2 protein-coding genes (1 of these 2 running past the window's edge) are annotated in these 17157 nt (G+C 46.1%); both read left to right on the forward strand.

The genetic code is table 11. The features are described from left to right. Positions 1-15153, forward strand: a complete 15153-nt coding sequence (locus NYE43_RS09270; protein ID WP_341061659.1) for an amino acid adenylation domain-containing protein — start codon at positions 1-3, stop codon at positions 15151-15153. After that, positions 15137-17157 carry the start of a type I polyketide synthase gene (locus NYE43_RS09275; protein WP_341061660.1) on the forward strand. 11713 nt of this gene lie beyond the right edge of the window, so the window shows 2021 of its 13734 coding nt (coding positions 1-2021); it begins with the start codon at positions 15137-15139; the stop codon falls past the right edge of the window. Before NYE43_RS09270 ends, NYE43_RS09275 begins: the two co-directional genes overlap by 17 nt.

A 17157-nucleotide genomic window follows, 5' to 3' on the forward strand; every position in this document is an offset into this window, starting at 1 on the left:
ATGAGAAATGATGTGAATACCCGCGGATTATCTAATCCCTCTGTCAGCTATGGGGAGCCATTACATATATCCGAAGATCAATCGGCTACAATACCCGAGGTTTTATACAAAACTGCAGCGGAGCTTGGAGAAACAAAGGGGATCATTTATCTGCAGCCGGATGGAACTGAGATTCATCAATCTTACGGCCGTTTATGGAATGATGCGCTGCGTATTGTGAAGGGGCTCCGTCAATCTGGCCTGAGAGCAAAGGATAATGTGATCTTGCAGCTTGGTGACAATTCACAATTTATCCCTGCTTTCTGGGGCTGTGTTTCAACTGGAATTGTTCCGGCTCCTTTAGCTGTTGCTCCAACGTACACAGAGTCGAACAGCGGGACTCAAAAGCTGAAAGACGCATGGACACTTCTTGACAGGCCGCCGGTGATTACGAGTCGGGAATTGCTTCAGGAAATGATTGATTGGGCAAAAGAGCAAGAACTTGAAGGTTTTCGCGCCTTGGCTGTCGAGGATCTTTACCGTGATGAGATGGAAACCGACTGGCATCAAGCTCACCCTGAAGATTTGGCGCTTCTGCTGCTGACTTCAGGGAGTACGGGCACTCCCAAAGCAGTCATGCTCAATCACAAAAATATTTTAAGCATGGTGAAAGGCATTATTCAAATGCAAGGTTTTACAAGAGAGGATATCACGTTTAACTGGATGCCGTTTGATCATGTCGGAGGCATTGGGATGCTTCATTTGCGGGATGTCTATCTTGGCTGCCAAGAAATCAACGTCGCAAGTGAAACGATTTTGATGGAACCTCTAAAATGGCTTGATTGGATTGATCATTACCGTGCTTCTGTTACGTGGGCGCCGAATTTTGCTTTCGGACTTGTCACTGATTTTTCTGATGAAATGAAAAATCGAAACTGGGACCTGTCATCCATGCGCTATATGCTCAATGGCGGTGAAGCGATGGTCGCTAAAGTCGGGCGCAGAATGCTAGAGCTTTTAGAACCTCACGGATTGCCTGGTGACGCGATTCGCCCTGCATGGGGCATGTCTGAAACTTCATCCGGCGTGATTTTCTCTCGTGAGTTTACCCGTGCCGCAACAAGCGATGATGATGGTTTTGTGGAAATAGGCTCCCCGATTCCTGGATTCTCCATGAGGATTGTGGATGACCATAATGAATTGGTTGAGGAAGGCGAGATCGGCCGTTTTCAAGTCTCTGGCCTCTCTGTTACCAGCGGATATTATCGGCGCCCGGATTTGAATGAGAGTGTGTTTACGGAGGATGGCTGGTTTGAAACTGGCGATCTTGGTTTTTTGCGCAATGGGCGTCTAACCATTACGGGCCGTACGAAAGATGCGATTATTATTAATGGTGTCAATTACTACAGCCATGCGATTGAATCCGCGGTTGAAGAATTAGCGGAAATCGAAACTTCTTATACTGCCGCTTGTGCTGTCCGTGTGAATAACAATACAACGGATCAGTTGGCTATCTTCTTTGTTACTTCCGCCCAGATGAATGATGATGAAATCGTTCAGCTTCTTAGAAACATACAGTATCATGTCACGCAGACAATCGGTGTGACTCCCGAATTTTTGCTTCCGGTGCATAAAGAAGAGATTCCGAAAACAGCTATAGGAAAGATTCAGCGCACACAGCTGAAAACGGCATTTGAAAATGGGGAGTTCGACCACTTGCTTCACAAACCCAACCGTATAAACGGTGAGGGAGAGACACAAGAAGCAGATGATGCCAAAAGAATAAGAGAAGATATACAGGAATATCTGCTCAGCTGTTTTACTGATGAGCTTCATGTTTCCCGCAATTGGATTGAGCCCAACACCAATATCCAAAGCCTTGGTATTGACTCTATTAAGATGATGAAGCTTATTCGGGCGGTCGAGAAAAAATACCGCATCAGACTCACAGCCAGAGAGTTATATAAGTATCCTGCAATCGAATCACTGGCCAACTATCTGTCTGAAAAAGAAGATTTGCGGAGCAGCCTGTCTGGTGACAAAGATAGCATTGACGCACCCCAATCGGTAGAGGCGGAAAAAAAGCAAGCAGCCTTTCAACCTCTTTCTGAAGTTCAAAAAGGTTTGTGGACATTGCAAAAAATGTCACCTGAAAATAGCGCGTATCACGTACCTCTCTGTTTTCGATTTACGTCAGCGCTTCACCTTGAAACTTTAAAGCAAGCTTTTCAACGTGTGCAGAAACAGCATCCGATATTAAAGCATGTGATTCAAGAAAAAGACGGAGTGCCTTGCCTCAAAAATGAGCCGGCGCTATCTCTTGATATCAAAACAGAAGACATTTCGGGTATGAAAGAGTCTGACACAACTGCTTATCTTAGAAAACAAGTAAAAGAACCGTATGTAAAGGAAAACAGCCCGTTAATGCGCGTCCGTGTTTTTTCCAGATCAGAAGAAGAGCACTTTTTGCTTGTGGTTATTCACCATATTATTTTTGATGGGATTTCTTCCCTGACGTTTATTCGCAGCCTTTTTGACAGCTATAAGCTTCTATTAGAAGGACAGGAGCCGAAAGAGTCTGTTTCACCGGCCGTTTATCATGATTTTGCCGCTTGGGAACAGAACATGCTTGCCGGTGAAGACGGCGAGAAACATCGTTCGTATTGGCGGAAACAGCTATCGGGCACATTGCCGAATCTTCAGCTGCCGGCTGTAAGCACCAGTACGTCCGTTTCAGAGTTTAAGGAAGACACATACGCTCGGCGGCTGCCCAGCAGTTTAATGGAGCGTGTCAGATCGTTTGCCAAAGAGCATTCTACAAATGTTTCAACGGTATTGCTGAGCTGCTATATGATGCTGTTAGGCCGTTATTGCGATCAGAAAGAACTGATCGTCGGCATGCCTGCGATGGTGAGACCTGAAGAGCGATTTGATTCTTCTATTGGGCATTTTCTCAATATGCTGCCTATCCGGGGTGAACTGAAAGCGGCAGAAACTTTTTCTGAGTTCGTTTCGAGATTGCAATTCACAATCCTCGATGGACTGGATCATGCGGCTTATCCTTTTCCAAAAATGGTGCGGGATTTGAATATTTCTCGCCAGCAAGCAGGTTCACCTGTTTTTCAGACAGCTTTTTTCTATCAGAATTTTCTTCAAACTGGAAGTTATCAAAGTCTGTTGAGTAAATATAAGGATTCCTTTTCTATTGATTTCGTTGAGAGTATTCATCAAGAGGGTGAATACGAATTGGTGTTTGAGCTATGGGAAGAAGAAGAAAAAATGGAGCTGAACATCAAATACAATACTGGGCTGTTTGATACCGCTGCTATTTCCGCTATGTTCGATCATTTTGTTTATTTAACAGAACAGGCTGTGGGGAGTCCTTCTCAGACTTTAAAAGAGTATTCCTTATTAACTGACGAAGAGGAACAAATGATTCTCAGAACGTGGAACGCTACTGACAAGAATTATCCACATGCGTGTTTTCATGAGTTATTTGAGCAGCAGGCGAAAAAGACGCCTAATCGGGCGGCTGTCAGCTATAAAGGTAAAACATTGACGTATCGGGAGCTTGATGAAAAAAGCACACAGCTGGCCATATATTTGCAGGCGCATGGAGCGGGGCCGGATCGCTTGGCAGGTATCTATGTGGATCGATCGCTGGAAATGATTGTGGGTTTATTGGCGATTCTCAAGGCAGGAGGAGCATATGTGCCGTTAGACCCGTCTTATCCGGCTGAGCGATTGGAATACATGCTGAAGGACAGTGAAGTCTCCATTACACTGACTACTTCCGAATTGGCCAATACTTTAAGCTGGAATGGGGTTCAGACAGTTTTGTTAGATCAGGACTGGGATGATATCGCTCAAGCCTCTTTTGATCGACGTGTTCTTTCGCGCACCGTCAAGCCGGAAAACTTGGCTTATGTCATTTATACGTCCGGCAGCACAGGGAAGCCAAAAGGTGTCATGATTCCGCATAAAGCGTTGACAAACTTTCTCGTTTCCATGGGTGAGACGCCCGGTCTTTCATCAGCGGATCGCCTGCTTGCTGTGACAACCTACTGTTTTGATATAGCTGCTTTAGAGCTATATCTGCCTTTGATAAAGGGGGCGCAGTGCCATATTTGCCAAACTGAACATACAAAAGACGTTGAAAAACTGAAGCGCGACATACAAGATTTGAGACCGACAATCATGCAAGCAACCCCTGCGACATGGAAAATGCTCTTTTATTCAGGCTGGAAAAATGAAGAGGGAGTCAAGATTCTATGCGGAGGCGAAGCCTTACCTGAAAAACTAAAGCGGCATTTTCTCAATACGGACAGCGAAGCCTGGAATATGTTCGGACCTACGGAAACAACAGTCTGGTCTGCGGTCCAGCGTGTGAATGAAGAAAGCTCTCACATCACGATAGGCCGGCCTATCGCAAATACCCGGATTTATATTACCGATTCGCAGCTTACGCCTGTCCCGGCTGGTGTCCCGGGAGAGCTTTGCATTGCGGGAGACGGAGTGGCAAAGGGCTATTACAAACAGGGTGAATTGACGGATGAAAGATTTATAGACAGCCCTTTTGAGCCTGGGTCAAAGCTTTATAGAACAGGTGACAAGGCACGCTGGCTTCCGGGAGGCAGGATTGAATATATTGGCCGCATCGACAACCAGGTGAAAATACGCGGATTCCGCATTGAGCTTGGCGATATTGAAAGCCGGCTTAATGAACATCCGGCTATTCAGGAAAGCGTCATTCTGGCAGCTGAACAGGACGGAGACGAGAAGCTCGCTGCCTATTATACAGTGAAAGATGCAAATTTATCTCTATCATCAAGGGAGCTGCGGAATTATTTAAAAAACAGTTTACCAGCCTATATGGTGCCTTCTTATTTTACCCAGCTTGACCATATGCCGTTAACACCGAACGGCAAGATAGACAGAAACACTCTGAAGAAACAAAAAGTGACAGCGAAGCAGCCAAGGCAAGGGAATATTGCTTCTATGAAAATACAAGAAACTATTTTATCTATTTGGCAAGATGTACTGAACGTTTATGACATTGAGCAGGAAGACGGATTTTTCGATGTGGGAGGCGATTCGCTTCTCGCTGTTACGGCGGCCGAACGCATCAAGCATGAACTATCCTGTGAGTTTACTGTCACAGACTTGTTTGAATACTCAACGATCAAAGGCATCAGTAAATATATCACTGAACAGCAAATGGCGGATACTGGTTTCTCTTTGACTTTAGCATCAGCGGAAAAGTCAGATCAGCCTATTCACATTCAAAATGTTACTGGTGATCTTCCGGATTATTATGAGGACAGTGTAGCGATTATTGGGATATCGTGTGAATTTCCAGGTGCGAAAAACCATGCTGAGTTTTGGGAGAACCTTAGAGACGGCAAGGAAAGTATTAAATTTTTCAGTACAGAAGAGCTTCGGAGTTTTGGTGTTTCAGAGGAACTGACTGAGAGCTCACGGTATGTCCCGGCTAAATCCTCGATTGAAGGGAAGGACGAGTTTGACCCTAGCTTCTTTCAAATATCACCTAAAGATGCTGAATTTATGGATCCGCAGCTGCGGATGCTCATGACTCACTCCTGGAAAGCGATAGAAGATGCCGGTTACGTGTCCAAACAGATTCCGGAAACGAGTGTTTATATGTCGGCAAGCAATAATTCATATCGCGCGCTCTTGCCAAAAGAAACAACGGAGAGCCTTGAAACGCCGGACGGTTATGTATCGTGGGTGCTTGCACAGAGCGGAACCATTCCGACGATGATTTCTCATAAGCTCGGATTGAAAGGGCCTAGCTATTTCGTTCATGCCAATTGTTCCTCTTCTTTAATCGGATTGCATTCCGCCTATCAAAGCCTGATGTCTGGTGAATCTAATTATGCTTTGGTCGGCGGAGCGACATTGCACACTGAGTCAAATATCGGATATGTGCATCAGTCAGGTTTGAATTTTTCAAGCGATGGGCATATTAAGGCATTTGATGCCTCTGCCGACGGAATGATTGGCGGTGAGGGCGTTGCCGTTGTATTGCTGAAAAAAGCGGCGGATGCCGTAAAAGACGGTGACCACATCTATGCGTTGTTAAGAGGCATAGGTGTAAATAACGATGGAGCTGACAAAGTCGGCTTTTATGCTCCAAGTGTAAAAGGACAGGCGGACGTGATTCAAAAGGTCATGAATCAAACGAATATTCAGCCTGAATCCATCAGCTATGTGGAAGCGCACGGTACAGGTACGAAGCTTGGAGATCCAATCGAGCTGTCAGCGTTGACGGCAGTTTACAGGCAGTATACAAATAAAAAACAATTTTGCGGAATCGGATCGGTCAAATCCAATATCGGACATGCTGATACGGCCGCCGGGCTGGCAGGCTGCATTAAGGTGGTGATGAGCCTTTACCATAATGAGCTTGCTCCTAGCATCAATTATAAGGATCCGAATCTAAATACAGACTTAGCTAATTCTCCTTTTTACGTCGTCGATCAAAAGAAAGCATTGAGTAATGAAATAAAAACGCACAGGGCTGCACTTAGTTCGTTCGGGCTTGGCGGGACAAACACTCATGCGATTTTCGAGCAATACAAAACAGTTTCTGCTGATCAGAAACAAACAGGGGCCTGCATCATTCCGATATCGGCAAAAAATAAAGAGCGGCTGCATGAGTATGTACATGGCATTTTTGTTCATTTGGAAAGAAGAGGGCTTGAAAGCGGCCGTCTGGCTGATTTTGCTTATACCCTTCAGGTCGGGCGAGAAGCAATGGAATATCGGGTTGCCTTTATCGCTGATCATGTGGATGAGTTAAAACAAAGGCTGGCTGATTTTATCAATGGAAATTCACCAATAGAAGGCTGTTATCAAGGAGAGAAGCAGCAAGCCAAGGATGTTTCATGGCTGACAGAGGATGAAGACAGCGCGGAACTGATTGGGAAGTGGATCGCAAAAGGAAAAGTGAACAAGCTGGCGGAGATATGGAGTAAAGGAGCGCATATTGATTGGCTACAGCTTTACAAAGATGTGCGTCCAAACAGAATGAGTTTGCCGACATATCCTTTTGCAAAGGAACGATACTGGGCATCACAGGATGATCACAAGCTTTCGGGAAGAATGTCCGCTAAACAGGCAGGCGTCAGTGCACTGCATCCGCTGCTTCATCAAAATACGTCAGACTTTTCTGAGCAGAGATTCAGTTCAGTTTTTACAGGTGAGGAATTCTTTCTGACAGATCATGTGGTGAGAGGGAAGCCGGTGCTCCCTGGGGTTGCCTACCTTGAAATGGCGCAAATGGCTGTAAACAAGGCGACAGGCAGCACGAACGAACAGGATGTCAGAATCAAATTGAATCACGCCGTTTGGGTTCAGCCTGTAGTGGTTGAGAGTCAGCCGGTTCATGTGCATATCAGTCTCTTTCCAGAAGAGGATGGGAAAATCACATATGACATTTACAGTACCGGAGAAGGGTCAGACTCAGCCATACACAGTCAAGGCAGTGCGGAACTGATAACTGCAGCAGAAAAGCCGGCTTGGGATCTTGGTGAATTACAGCGCCGCTGCAGCCGGAAGGAGCTTTCGCCTCACCAATTTTACGAGGAAGGCAGAAGCAGAGGAATGTTTCATGGTCCGGCATTCCAAGGAATTCAGAAAGTGAATATCGGAAACAGAGAGGTTTTGGCACGATTGCAGCTGCCAGCATCTGTTTCTGACACACAGGAACGTTTTGTGCTGCATCCAAGTATGATGGACTCCGCTGTTCAGGCTGCCACAATCTGTATCATGCAGGAATTTACTGAGCAAAAATTGATTTTGCCGTTTGCGCTTGAAGAACTTGAAGTGATCAAAGGATGTACGTCTGCGATGTGGGCATATGCCCGGTTAAGTGACGGTGATCACGGCGGAGATATGGTGCAGAAAGCGGATATCGATTTGTTTGACGAGACTGGGGACGTATGCGTAAGGATGAAGGGATTTTCAACAAGAGTGTTGGAAGGAGAAGTTCATTCGCCAAAACCTGCAGTTACACATGAGCGGTTAATGCTCGAGCCGATTTGGAATAAGCAGGATGAGGTGATCGCTAAAGAGGTGACATCTTACGGAGAGCATCTCGTTGTCTTCTGTGAAACCGAACGAAAGGTCAGCGACGGCATTGCATCCCGCATGCAGAATGTGCATGTCATTACTCTGAATGAAACTGAGGGGAATATCGCTGAACGTTTTCAAAGCTATACACAGCAGGTTTTTGAACTCATACAAAAGAAGATTCGCTCTAAAGCTAATCTGATCATTCAAGTGATTGTGCCGGGGAAAGGCGAGAAGCAATTGTTTGCGGGAATGTCCGGATTACTCAAAACAGCAGAATTGGAATACAGCAAACTTACAGCTCAGGTCATTGAGGTCGAGAATCCGGAAGAGATCATTGGCCTTCATCAAAAGCTGATAGACGACAGTCAGAGGCCTGATGACAAACAGATCAAATATGAAGCTGGTGACCGCTTTGTCAAAGGCTGGAGTGAAATAGCGCGTCCGGCAGCTGCTGAGCTTCATATGCCATGGAAGGATAATGGCGTTTACCTTATCACAGGTGGAGCGGGGAGCTTAGGTCTTTTGTTTGCAAAAGAAATTGCCAATCGAGCCGTTCATCCGGCCATCATTCTTACGGGACGCTCAGTCTTAAATGAGCATAAGGAGCAGGAGCTTGAGGCTCTCCGAAAGTTGGGTGCAGAGGTTATCTATAAACAGGCTGATGTTGGAGATCAAAAGGCGGTCTCATGGCTCATGGATGAAATCAAAGAGACGTACGGCCATCTCAATGGAATTCTTCACGGTGCAGGCATCATAAAAGATCACTTCATTGTGCACAAAACAAATAAAGAGTTTCAAGAAGTGTTACAGCCAAAAGTGAACGGTTTGTTTTATCTAGATGAATGCAGCAAAGATTGGCAGTTGGACTTTTTCATCTTGTTTTCTTCTGTGTCCGGATGTTTAGGAAACACTGGACAAGCAGACTATGCAGCAGCCAATACATTTATGGATGCATTTGCCGTGTACAGAAACGCGCTTGCCGTGTCTAAGAAGCGGAACGGCACAACCATTTCCTTCAACTGGCCGTTATGGAAAGAGGGCGGTATGCAAGTTGATGCTGAAATTGAAAAGAGTATGTTGAAAAACGCAGGAATGGTCCCGATGCAAAGTGATCACGGCATTAAAGCCCTTTATCAAGGAATCGCTTCAGAAAAGCCGCAAGTATTCGTGATGGAAGGTCAGGTTGCGAAAATGAAGCAAAAATTGCTCTCTTCCGGGTCTAAAATCAAACGGACGGATCATAAAAGCGCAGATAAACATAACAGCCAAACCCGTAAATTGGAACAGTCTTTCATCCAGATGGTCGGAGAGATTTTAAAAGTAAACACTGAAGATATTGATATCAATACAGAACTCAGCGAGTACGGATTCGATTCGGTTACGTTTACTGTATTTACAAACCGGATTAATGAAGTGTACCGATTGGAGTTAGCGCCGACCATTTTCTTCGAATATGGAAGCATACGAAGCCTGGCTGAATATGTAATGTCTGAGTATCAGGATGACTGGCTGCATCAAGATGCATCTGTCAGCGGAACTGATGAACCATCCAACTCTTTACCTGCTGCAGACAGCCTGCAAGCTTCATTGAGTCACATGGTCAGCGTCATTTTAAAAGTGAACGTTGATGATATCGATATCAATACAGAGCTGAGTGAGTATGGCTTTGATTCAGTTTCATTCACTGTATTTACGAATCAGATTAACGAAGCATATCAATTGGAATTGACGCCGACCATTTTCTTTGAATATGGAAGGATTCAAAGTTTGGCTGACTATCTGATAGATGAATACAAGGAGGCTTTTGCTGAGGAGAACGTAATATCATCGGTTCCTGAAAAAGATGAAGAAACAGCTCCTGCGGCTCCAAGCATGACAAAGAGGAGAAAACAGCGCTATAAACAGACTGTTATGCCAAAAGAGGAAAGAAACACAAATCAGACTGCCGATTATGAGCCGATCGCCATTGTCGGCATCAGCGGCCGATTCCCTGGAGCCAATGACATAGATGAATTCTGGAGAAATCTTGAGGAAGGCAAAGACAGTATCACGGAAGTCCCGAAAGACCGTTGGGATTGGCGGGAGCATTTTGGAAATCCTGACTCAGAAGCCAATAAGACTGACATCAAATGGGGCGGATTTATTGATGGTGTAGCAGAATTTGATCCGTTGTTTTTTGGGATATCACCCCGTGAAGCCCATTATGTAGATCCTCAACAGAGGCTGTTAATGGAATATGCATGGAAGGTGATAGAAGATGCCGGATGCTCGCCGCAGAGCCTTTCAGGTACAGGGACAGGCATCTTTATCGGCACAGGAAATACAGGATATAAAGATTTATTTAATAAAGAAAATCTCCCGATTGAAGGACATGCCGCAACAGGCCATATGATTCCTTCGGTCGGTCCGAATAGAATGAGTTATTTCTTAAATACCCATGGTCCAAGTGAACCGGTAGAAACGGCTTGTTCAAGCTCGCTAGTTGCGATTCACCGTGCTGTAACTGCAATGCAAAGCGGCGACTGTGAGATGGCAATCGCAGGAGGCGTGAACACGATATTAACCGAGGAGGCGCACATTAGCTACAGCAAAGCTGGCATGCTGAGCAAAGACGGTAGATGTAAAACATTCTCTGCTGATGCGAATGGTTATGTCAGAGGAGAAGGTGTCGGAATGATCATGCTGAAAAAGCTGGCAGATGCTGAGCGCGATGGGAATCATATTTACGGCGTCATTCGGGGTACGGCAGAAAATCACGGAGGAAGAGCCAATACTCTGACATCTCCTAATCCGAAAGCGCAAGCTGATTTGCTGGTGCGTGCATATCGCCGGGCGGGCATAGATCCGAGTACAGTCACATATATCGAAGCACACGGAACGGGGACTGAATTGGGAGATCCGATAGAAATAAACGGGCTGAAAGCCGCGTTTAAAGAACTGTCTAATAGGGATGAGCACACTCAGCCGGAAGTTCCGGATCATCGATGCGGGATCGGCTCAGTTAAAAGCAATATCGGCCATTTGGAGCTGGCAGCGGGTATTTCAGGCCTGATTAAGGTACTGCTGCAGATGAAGCATAAAACCTTGGCCAAAAGCCTGCATTGCGATACGCTCAATCCTTACTTGCAGCTTACTGACAGTCCATTTTACATTGTCCAAGAAAAAGAGGAATGGAAAGCTGTCAAAGACCGGAACGGAAACGAAATCCCGCGCCGGGCAGGAATAAGTTCTTTTGGGATTGGCGGAGTAAACGCCCATATTGTGATTGAAGAATACATTCCAAAAGCAGGTTCCCGACATGCGCTTACTGAACATCCGAACATTATTGTGCTGTCGGCTAAAAATAAACAAAGGCTAATGGATCGGGCTGCACAATTGCTGGGTGCCATTCGTGACAAAAAGTATACAGATCAAGATCTGCACCGTATCGCCTACACGCTTCAAGTCGGGCGGGAAGAAATGGATGAACGTATGGCTTGTATTGCGGGCACAATGCAGGAGCTTGAAGAAAAACTGCAAGCGTATGTTGACAGCAAGGAAGGGACTGAAGGGCTCTTCCGCGGACAGGCGAATCGAAACAAAGAAGCGTTAGCCATTTTTTCTGCTGATGAGGACTTGGCAATGGCTATTGAGGCTTGGATCAGAAAAAGGAAATACGCCAAGCTTGCGGATTTATGGGTCAAAGGTGTCGCGGTCAATTGGGCTAAACTATATGGTGAGGCAGCCAAACCGCGTCTGATGAGCCTTCCTTCATACCCGTTTGCGAAGGATTACTATTGGCTTCCGGCAGAGGAACGTCTTTCAGAACCGGACAACATAGAGTTCGTTGATCATAGTGAAAAGCGGACCTCATGTGTTTTGACAAAACAATGGAGCGTAAGTCCGATTGCCACAAAAACGCCGGGGACAAGGGCTGTTGCGATTCTCAGCAATGAAGAGACGGCTGACTTGGCAGCTGAAGTATCAAAGCATTTCCCGAAACATCTTATATTAAATGTGAGCCGGATTGACAATGAACAGTTAAGTAATGATTGGAAACAGTTTGACGGCCTTGTGGATTTAATCGGTTGCGGCGGACACGAGGAAGAACAGCTACATTGGATTAGCTGGATTCAAAGGCTGGTTGAAGACGGGCATAAAGAGGGAATCATGCTGCTTTGTGTGACGAAAGGGCTGGAATCATTCCAAAACCCTTCCGTGCAGATGACAGGAGCCTCCCGTGCTGGCTTGTATCGTATGCTTCAAAGCGAATACAGCCATTTGAGATCAAGGCATATGGATGCGGAAGACTCTGTTCATCCTCATATTCTCGCGAAGCAGATCGCTGAGGAGTTTTATTCCGATACTGAGGAGACGGAGGTTTGCTACAGAGAGGGCTTGCGGTACCAGGCTTACTTAAAAGCGCATCCGGTAACCTGGAAAGGAATCGAAGAGCGACAGACCTTCCCGGAAGAACATGTGCTTCTCATTACAGGCGGGACAAGAGGAATCGGACTATTAAGCGCCCGGCATTTTGCGGAACACTATGGAGTGAAAAAGCTGGTTTTGACAGGACGTGAGCAGCTTCCTCCGCGAGAGGACTGGGCTCATGCTGAGACATTAAATACCTCTGCGGCGGAGAAAATTCAAGCGGTACGGGAGCTGGAGGCACAAGGCATACAAGTTCAAATGCTGTCACTCTCTTTGTCTGATGAGACACAAGTACAGCAAGCCTTACATGAAATCAATCAAACAATGGGGTCAATTGGCGGAGTCATTCATTGTGCAGGAATAACGGACATGGATACCTTGGCGTTTATCCGTAAAACAGCTGATGATATACAGCAGGTACTGGAGCCGAAGGTGTCTGGGCTTACAACCCTTTATCGCTATGTAAGTCGTGAGCCACTACAGTTTTTTGTATTATTTTCTTCTGTTTCTGCCATTATTCCGGCACTTTCGGCTGGACAAGCTGATTATGCCATGGCTAACAGCTATATGGATTATTTTGCAGAAGCACATAAGGAAAATGCGCCAATCTTCAGCATTCAGTGGCCGAATTGGAAAGAAACCGGTATGGGGGAAGTGACAAATCAAGCATATCGAGAAAGCGGCTTGCTGAGCATTACGAATTCAGAGGGCTTGCGTTTTCTGGATCAAATCTTATCTGGGACCTTGCAGCCGGTTGTCCTCCCTGCTATCACGAATCAGGAAAATTGGAAGCCAGACCGGCTGATGGAGCGGCGGATCCGGCAAGAATCTGGATTGAAAGAAGAAGCTTTGCTTGTATCACAACCTGAAAAAATCGGGAAAAACGCAGAGCCGGCTAAACATGAGCTGCTTTTAGATGAAACACGGACATGGCTTGTTGTTTTGTTTTCTGAAGAGCTGAGAATCGAACGTGAACACCTGGAAATTGATGATTTATTTCAGGATTATGGTGTAGATTCTATCATCTTGGCACAGCTGCTCCAGCGTATTAATCGAAAGTTAGACGCAGCGCTCGATCCATCTATTCTTTATGAATATCCAACAATTCAGCGCTTTGCTGATTGGCTTGTAGGATCTTATGCCGAATCCTTGACTGCTTTGTTTGGAGACAAGATAGCGGAAAATGCGGAAGCGTCTTCGGCAAATAGAACTGAGACAGTCACACCTCATCCTGCGGAGGATACTGCTTCTGTCAGCCGAAGACAGGTGCCGGTGTCCTCGTCACCGAGTTCTCATGCAGAGGATATCGCCGTTGTCGGATTATCTTGCCGCTTTCCGGGGGCGGATACACTGGAATCATATTGGGCGTTATTATCTGAGGGACGCTCGTCAATCGGACTGGTTCCGGCAGAGCGCTGGGGTTATCAGTCACCGTATTATGCCGGAGTCATTGATCACATCAGCCATTTCGATCCTGATTTCTTCCTGCTCCATGAAGAGGATGTAAAGGCGATGGACCCGCAAGCGTTATTGGTATTGGAAGAATGTTTGAAACTTTGGTATCACGCCGGATATACACCAGATGAAATAAAGGGTGAATCCATCGGTGTCTATCTTGGAGGCAGAAGCCAGCACAAGCCTGATGAAGAGAGTCTTCTTCATGCGAAGAATCCTATCGTGACAGTCGGCCAGAATTATGTAGCGGCAAATATTTCACAATTTTTTGATGTCCGCGGCCCGAGTGTTGTGTTAGATACAGCATGTTCATCAGCTTTAGTCGGTATGAACATGGCTATTCAGGCCTTACACAGCGGGGATATGAAAGCTGCTGTAGTGGGCGGTGTCAGCTTGCTTGGTTCAGACGCCTCTCACCGGCTGTTTGAACAGCGCGGCATTTTAAGTAAGCGTTCATCCTTCCATGTGTTTGATGAGCGTGCTGATGGCGTTGTTTTAGGTGAGGGTGTCGGAATGGTCCTGTTAAAAACGGTAAAACAGGCCATACAAGACGGAGATACCATTTATGCTGTGGTCAAAGCGGCCTCGGTCAATAATGACGGAAGAACCGCAGGGCCTGCAACACCTAATTTGGAGGCGCAAAAGGAAGTCATGAAGGCTGCGCTTGCCAAAAGCGGAAAACAGCCAGAGGATATCAGCTATCTTGAAGCAAACGGATCAGGTTCAATGGTAACCGATTTGCTTGAGCTTAAAGCGATTCAATCCGTGTACCGTTCAGGGAACGCAAATCCCCTTTCGCTCGGATCAATCAAGCCGAATATCGGACATCCGCTTTGTGCTGAAGGAATCGCAAGTTTTATCAAGGTTGTTCTGATGATGAAAGAGCGCAGTGTTGTTCCATTTTTATCAGGTGATAAAGAGATGTCACATTTCGATAAGCAGAAAGCGAATCTCACGTTCAGCCGATCGCTGGAAAAATGGACAGAACCGCTGCCTGCTGCGGCCATTAACTGCTTTGCCGATGGGGGGACAAACGCCCATGTCATTTTAGAGGCGTGGGATGAAGATAAAAAACGTGTGATTAAGCGTAGTCCAATATCGCCTCCTGAATTAAAGAAACGGGTGTTTTCGGCTGGCGCGTCAAAGCCGGAAGAGGAGACCTTAAAAATGGACACAGCAAACATATGGGATTCTTATGAAGTGGAGGTCTAACGTGAAAAATATAACGAAGCAACTCACTCTATCGTTAAAAAATCCGTTTATTTATCACCATGTGGTTTACGGACAACATGTTCTTCCGGGTTTGGCTTATATTGATATGATTTACCAGATATTCAGAGAACACGGCTATTCCTTCTCAGAGCTTCAGCTGCGGAACTTATCCATTTACCAGCCGTTGACTGCTAGACAGGATTCGGTAATTATGCTCAATATCGATTGCACGGAGAAAAATGAAGGGCATTGGCAAATATCAGTTAAAGGCTTCGAAAAACGCCGTGATAAAGAAGCGTCAGATGAAAAGCTCTTTATGAAGGCTGATATGCACACCGACGTGCCGGCAGTGTTTGAAGAAACACTGGAGATCAATCACCTCAAAGCAACTCCGGACACGATTGTACAGCTCGATGATGTGTATGAACAGTGCAGACGCCAGGAACTTGTGCATAGCGGATATATGAAAGCGAATGGACATATTTATGAAGAGGAAGACGGTGTGCTCCTTGATCTTTCTCTTGGCTCCGAAGCTATGCTTCATGCAGAAGGCTTTATGTTTCATCCGGCTCTCATCGATGGGAGCGGAGTGGGAGCCAACAATTTGCTTACATCTTTGCTTAAAGGGGAACAGAGGCTGTTTTTGCCTCTGTTCTATGAATCTTTTTCTGCTTCAGCCCTTTTGCAGACGCATTGCATGACAAGAATTAAGCGTTCATCTGTCCGTCAGGAAAAAGAGCTTATTTATGTAACGCTTGAATTTTTTAATGCTTCGGGAGAAAAGGTGGCTGAACTGAAAAACTTCACAAGTAAATTAGTGCGTGAAGCAGAGCTTATTCATGGAGGCCGCAAGGATTTGCCTCAAAGCCAGGAGGCGAGAAAAGATCCAGCCGAACTTTCAAAGGCTGCAGAAGGAATCAAAGAGGTGTCATCGTCAGCCGAGAGTACGGGGACATACGAGGCTGCTGAACAATTCGTCAGCCAATTAATCGCAGACAAAATCAATAAGCCGGTCGAACAGATTGAAAAGCAGGTCGGCTATTATCAAATGGGCCTGAATTCTTCCGGTTTGCTTGAAGTGGTAGAAACCATCAGTGACAAAATTGGTGAGAACCTTTCACCGACCCTCCTGTTTGAGCATACCACGATTGCGGAGCTGTCAGCGTTTCTTGCCCAGGAGTACGGTGAGCATTTTTCCTCCTCTCATTGTATTGATCAAAATGAACAAAAGCGTGCCGCTTTTCGCGCAATCGATCGCGGTACTGCTGAGAGCCGGAAGAGACGTGTACATGAGGATTCTGCCCGGACTGCATCTCTGAAGGCAGCGGAGGGAGACATTGCGATTATCGGCATGGCGGGCCGGTACCCGAAGGCAAACAATATTCATGACTTTTGGAACAATCTGAAAGAGGGGATGGATTGCATTAGCGAGATTCCCGAGTCGCGCTGGGATTGGCGGCGCTTTGAAGGAATCACCTCCCCTTCAGGAAAAAGCATTTCTAAGTGGGGCGGATTTATTGATGATCCTGATTGCTTTGATCCCCAATTTTTCAGAATCACGCCTAGAGAAGCGGAGACAATGGATCCTCAGGAGAGGCTGTTTTTAGAAACATGCTGGGAAACGATTGAGGATGCTGGCTACACGCCGAAGACGTTGGCCACACCTAGAGGACGAAACAAAAGACAGCATGTAGGCGTTTTTGCCGGCGTCATGCACAAGGATTATACATTAGTCGGTGCTGAAGCAGCATCGAAGGAAAATGTGTTCCCTCTCTCTCTCAACTATGCGCAAATTGCCAACAGAGTGTCCTATTTTTGCAATTTCCACGGTCCGAGTATGGCGGTTGATACGGTATGTTCCTCATCTTTAACTGCCGTACATCTGGCGTTGGAAAGCCTTCGCCACGGAGAGTGCGAGGTCGCATTAGCCGGCGGTGTTAACCTTTCTCTGCATCCGAATAAGTATATGACGTACGGTGTTTGGGATATGTTTTCCACTGACGG

Origin of the sequence: Bacillus sp. FSL R5-0434 (assembly GCF_038004745.1) — a bacterium.
Taxonomy (GTDB): Bacteria; Bacillota; Bacilli; order Bacillales; family Bacillaceae; genus Bacillus; species Bacillus halotolerans.

Coding starts and splice junctions, on each gene's coding strand:
- NYE43_RS09270 (WP_341061659.1), top strand. CDS start 1: ATGAGAAATGATGTGAATACCCGCGGATTATCTAATCCCTCTGTCAGC.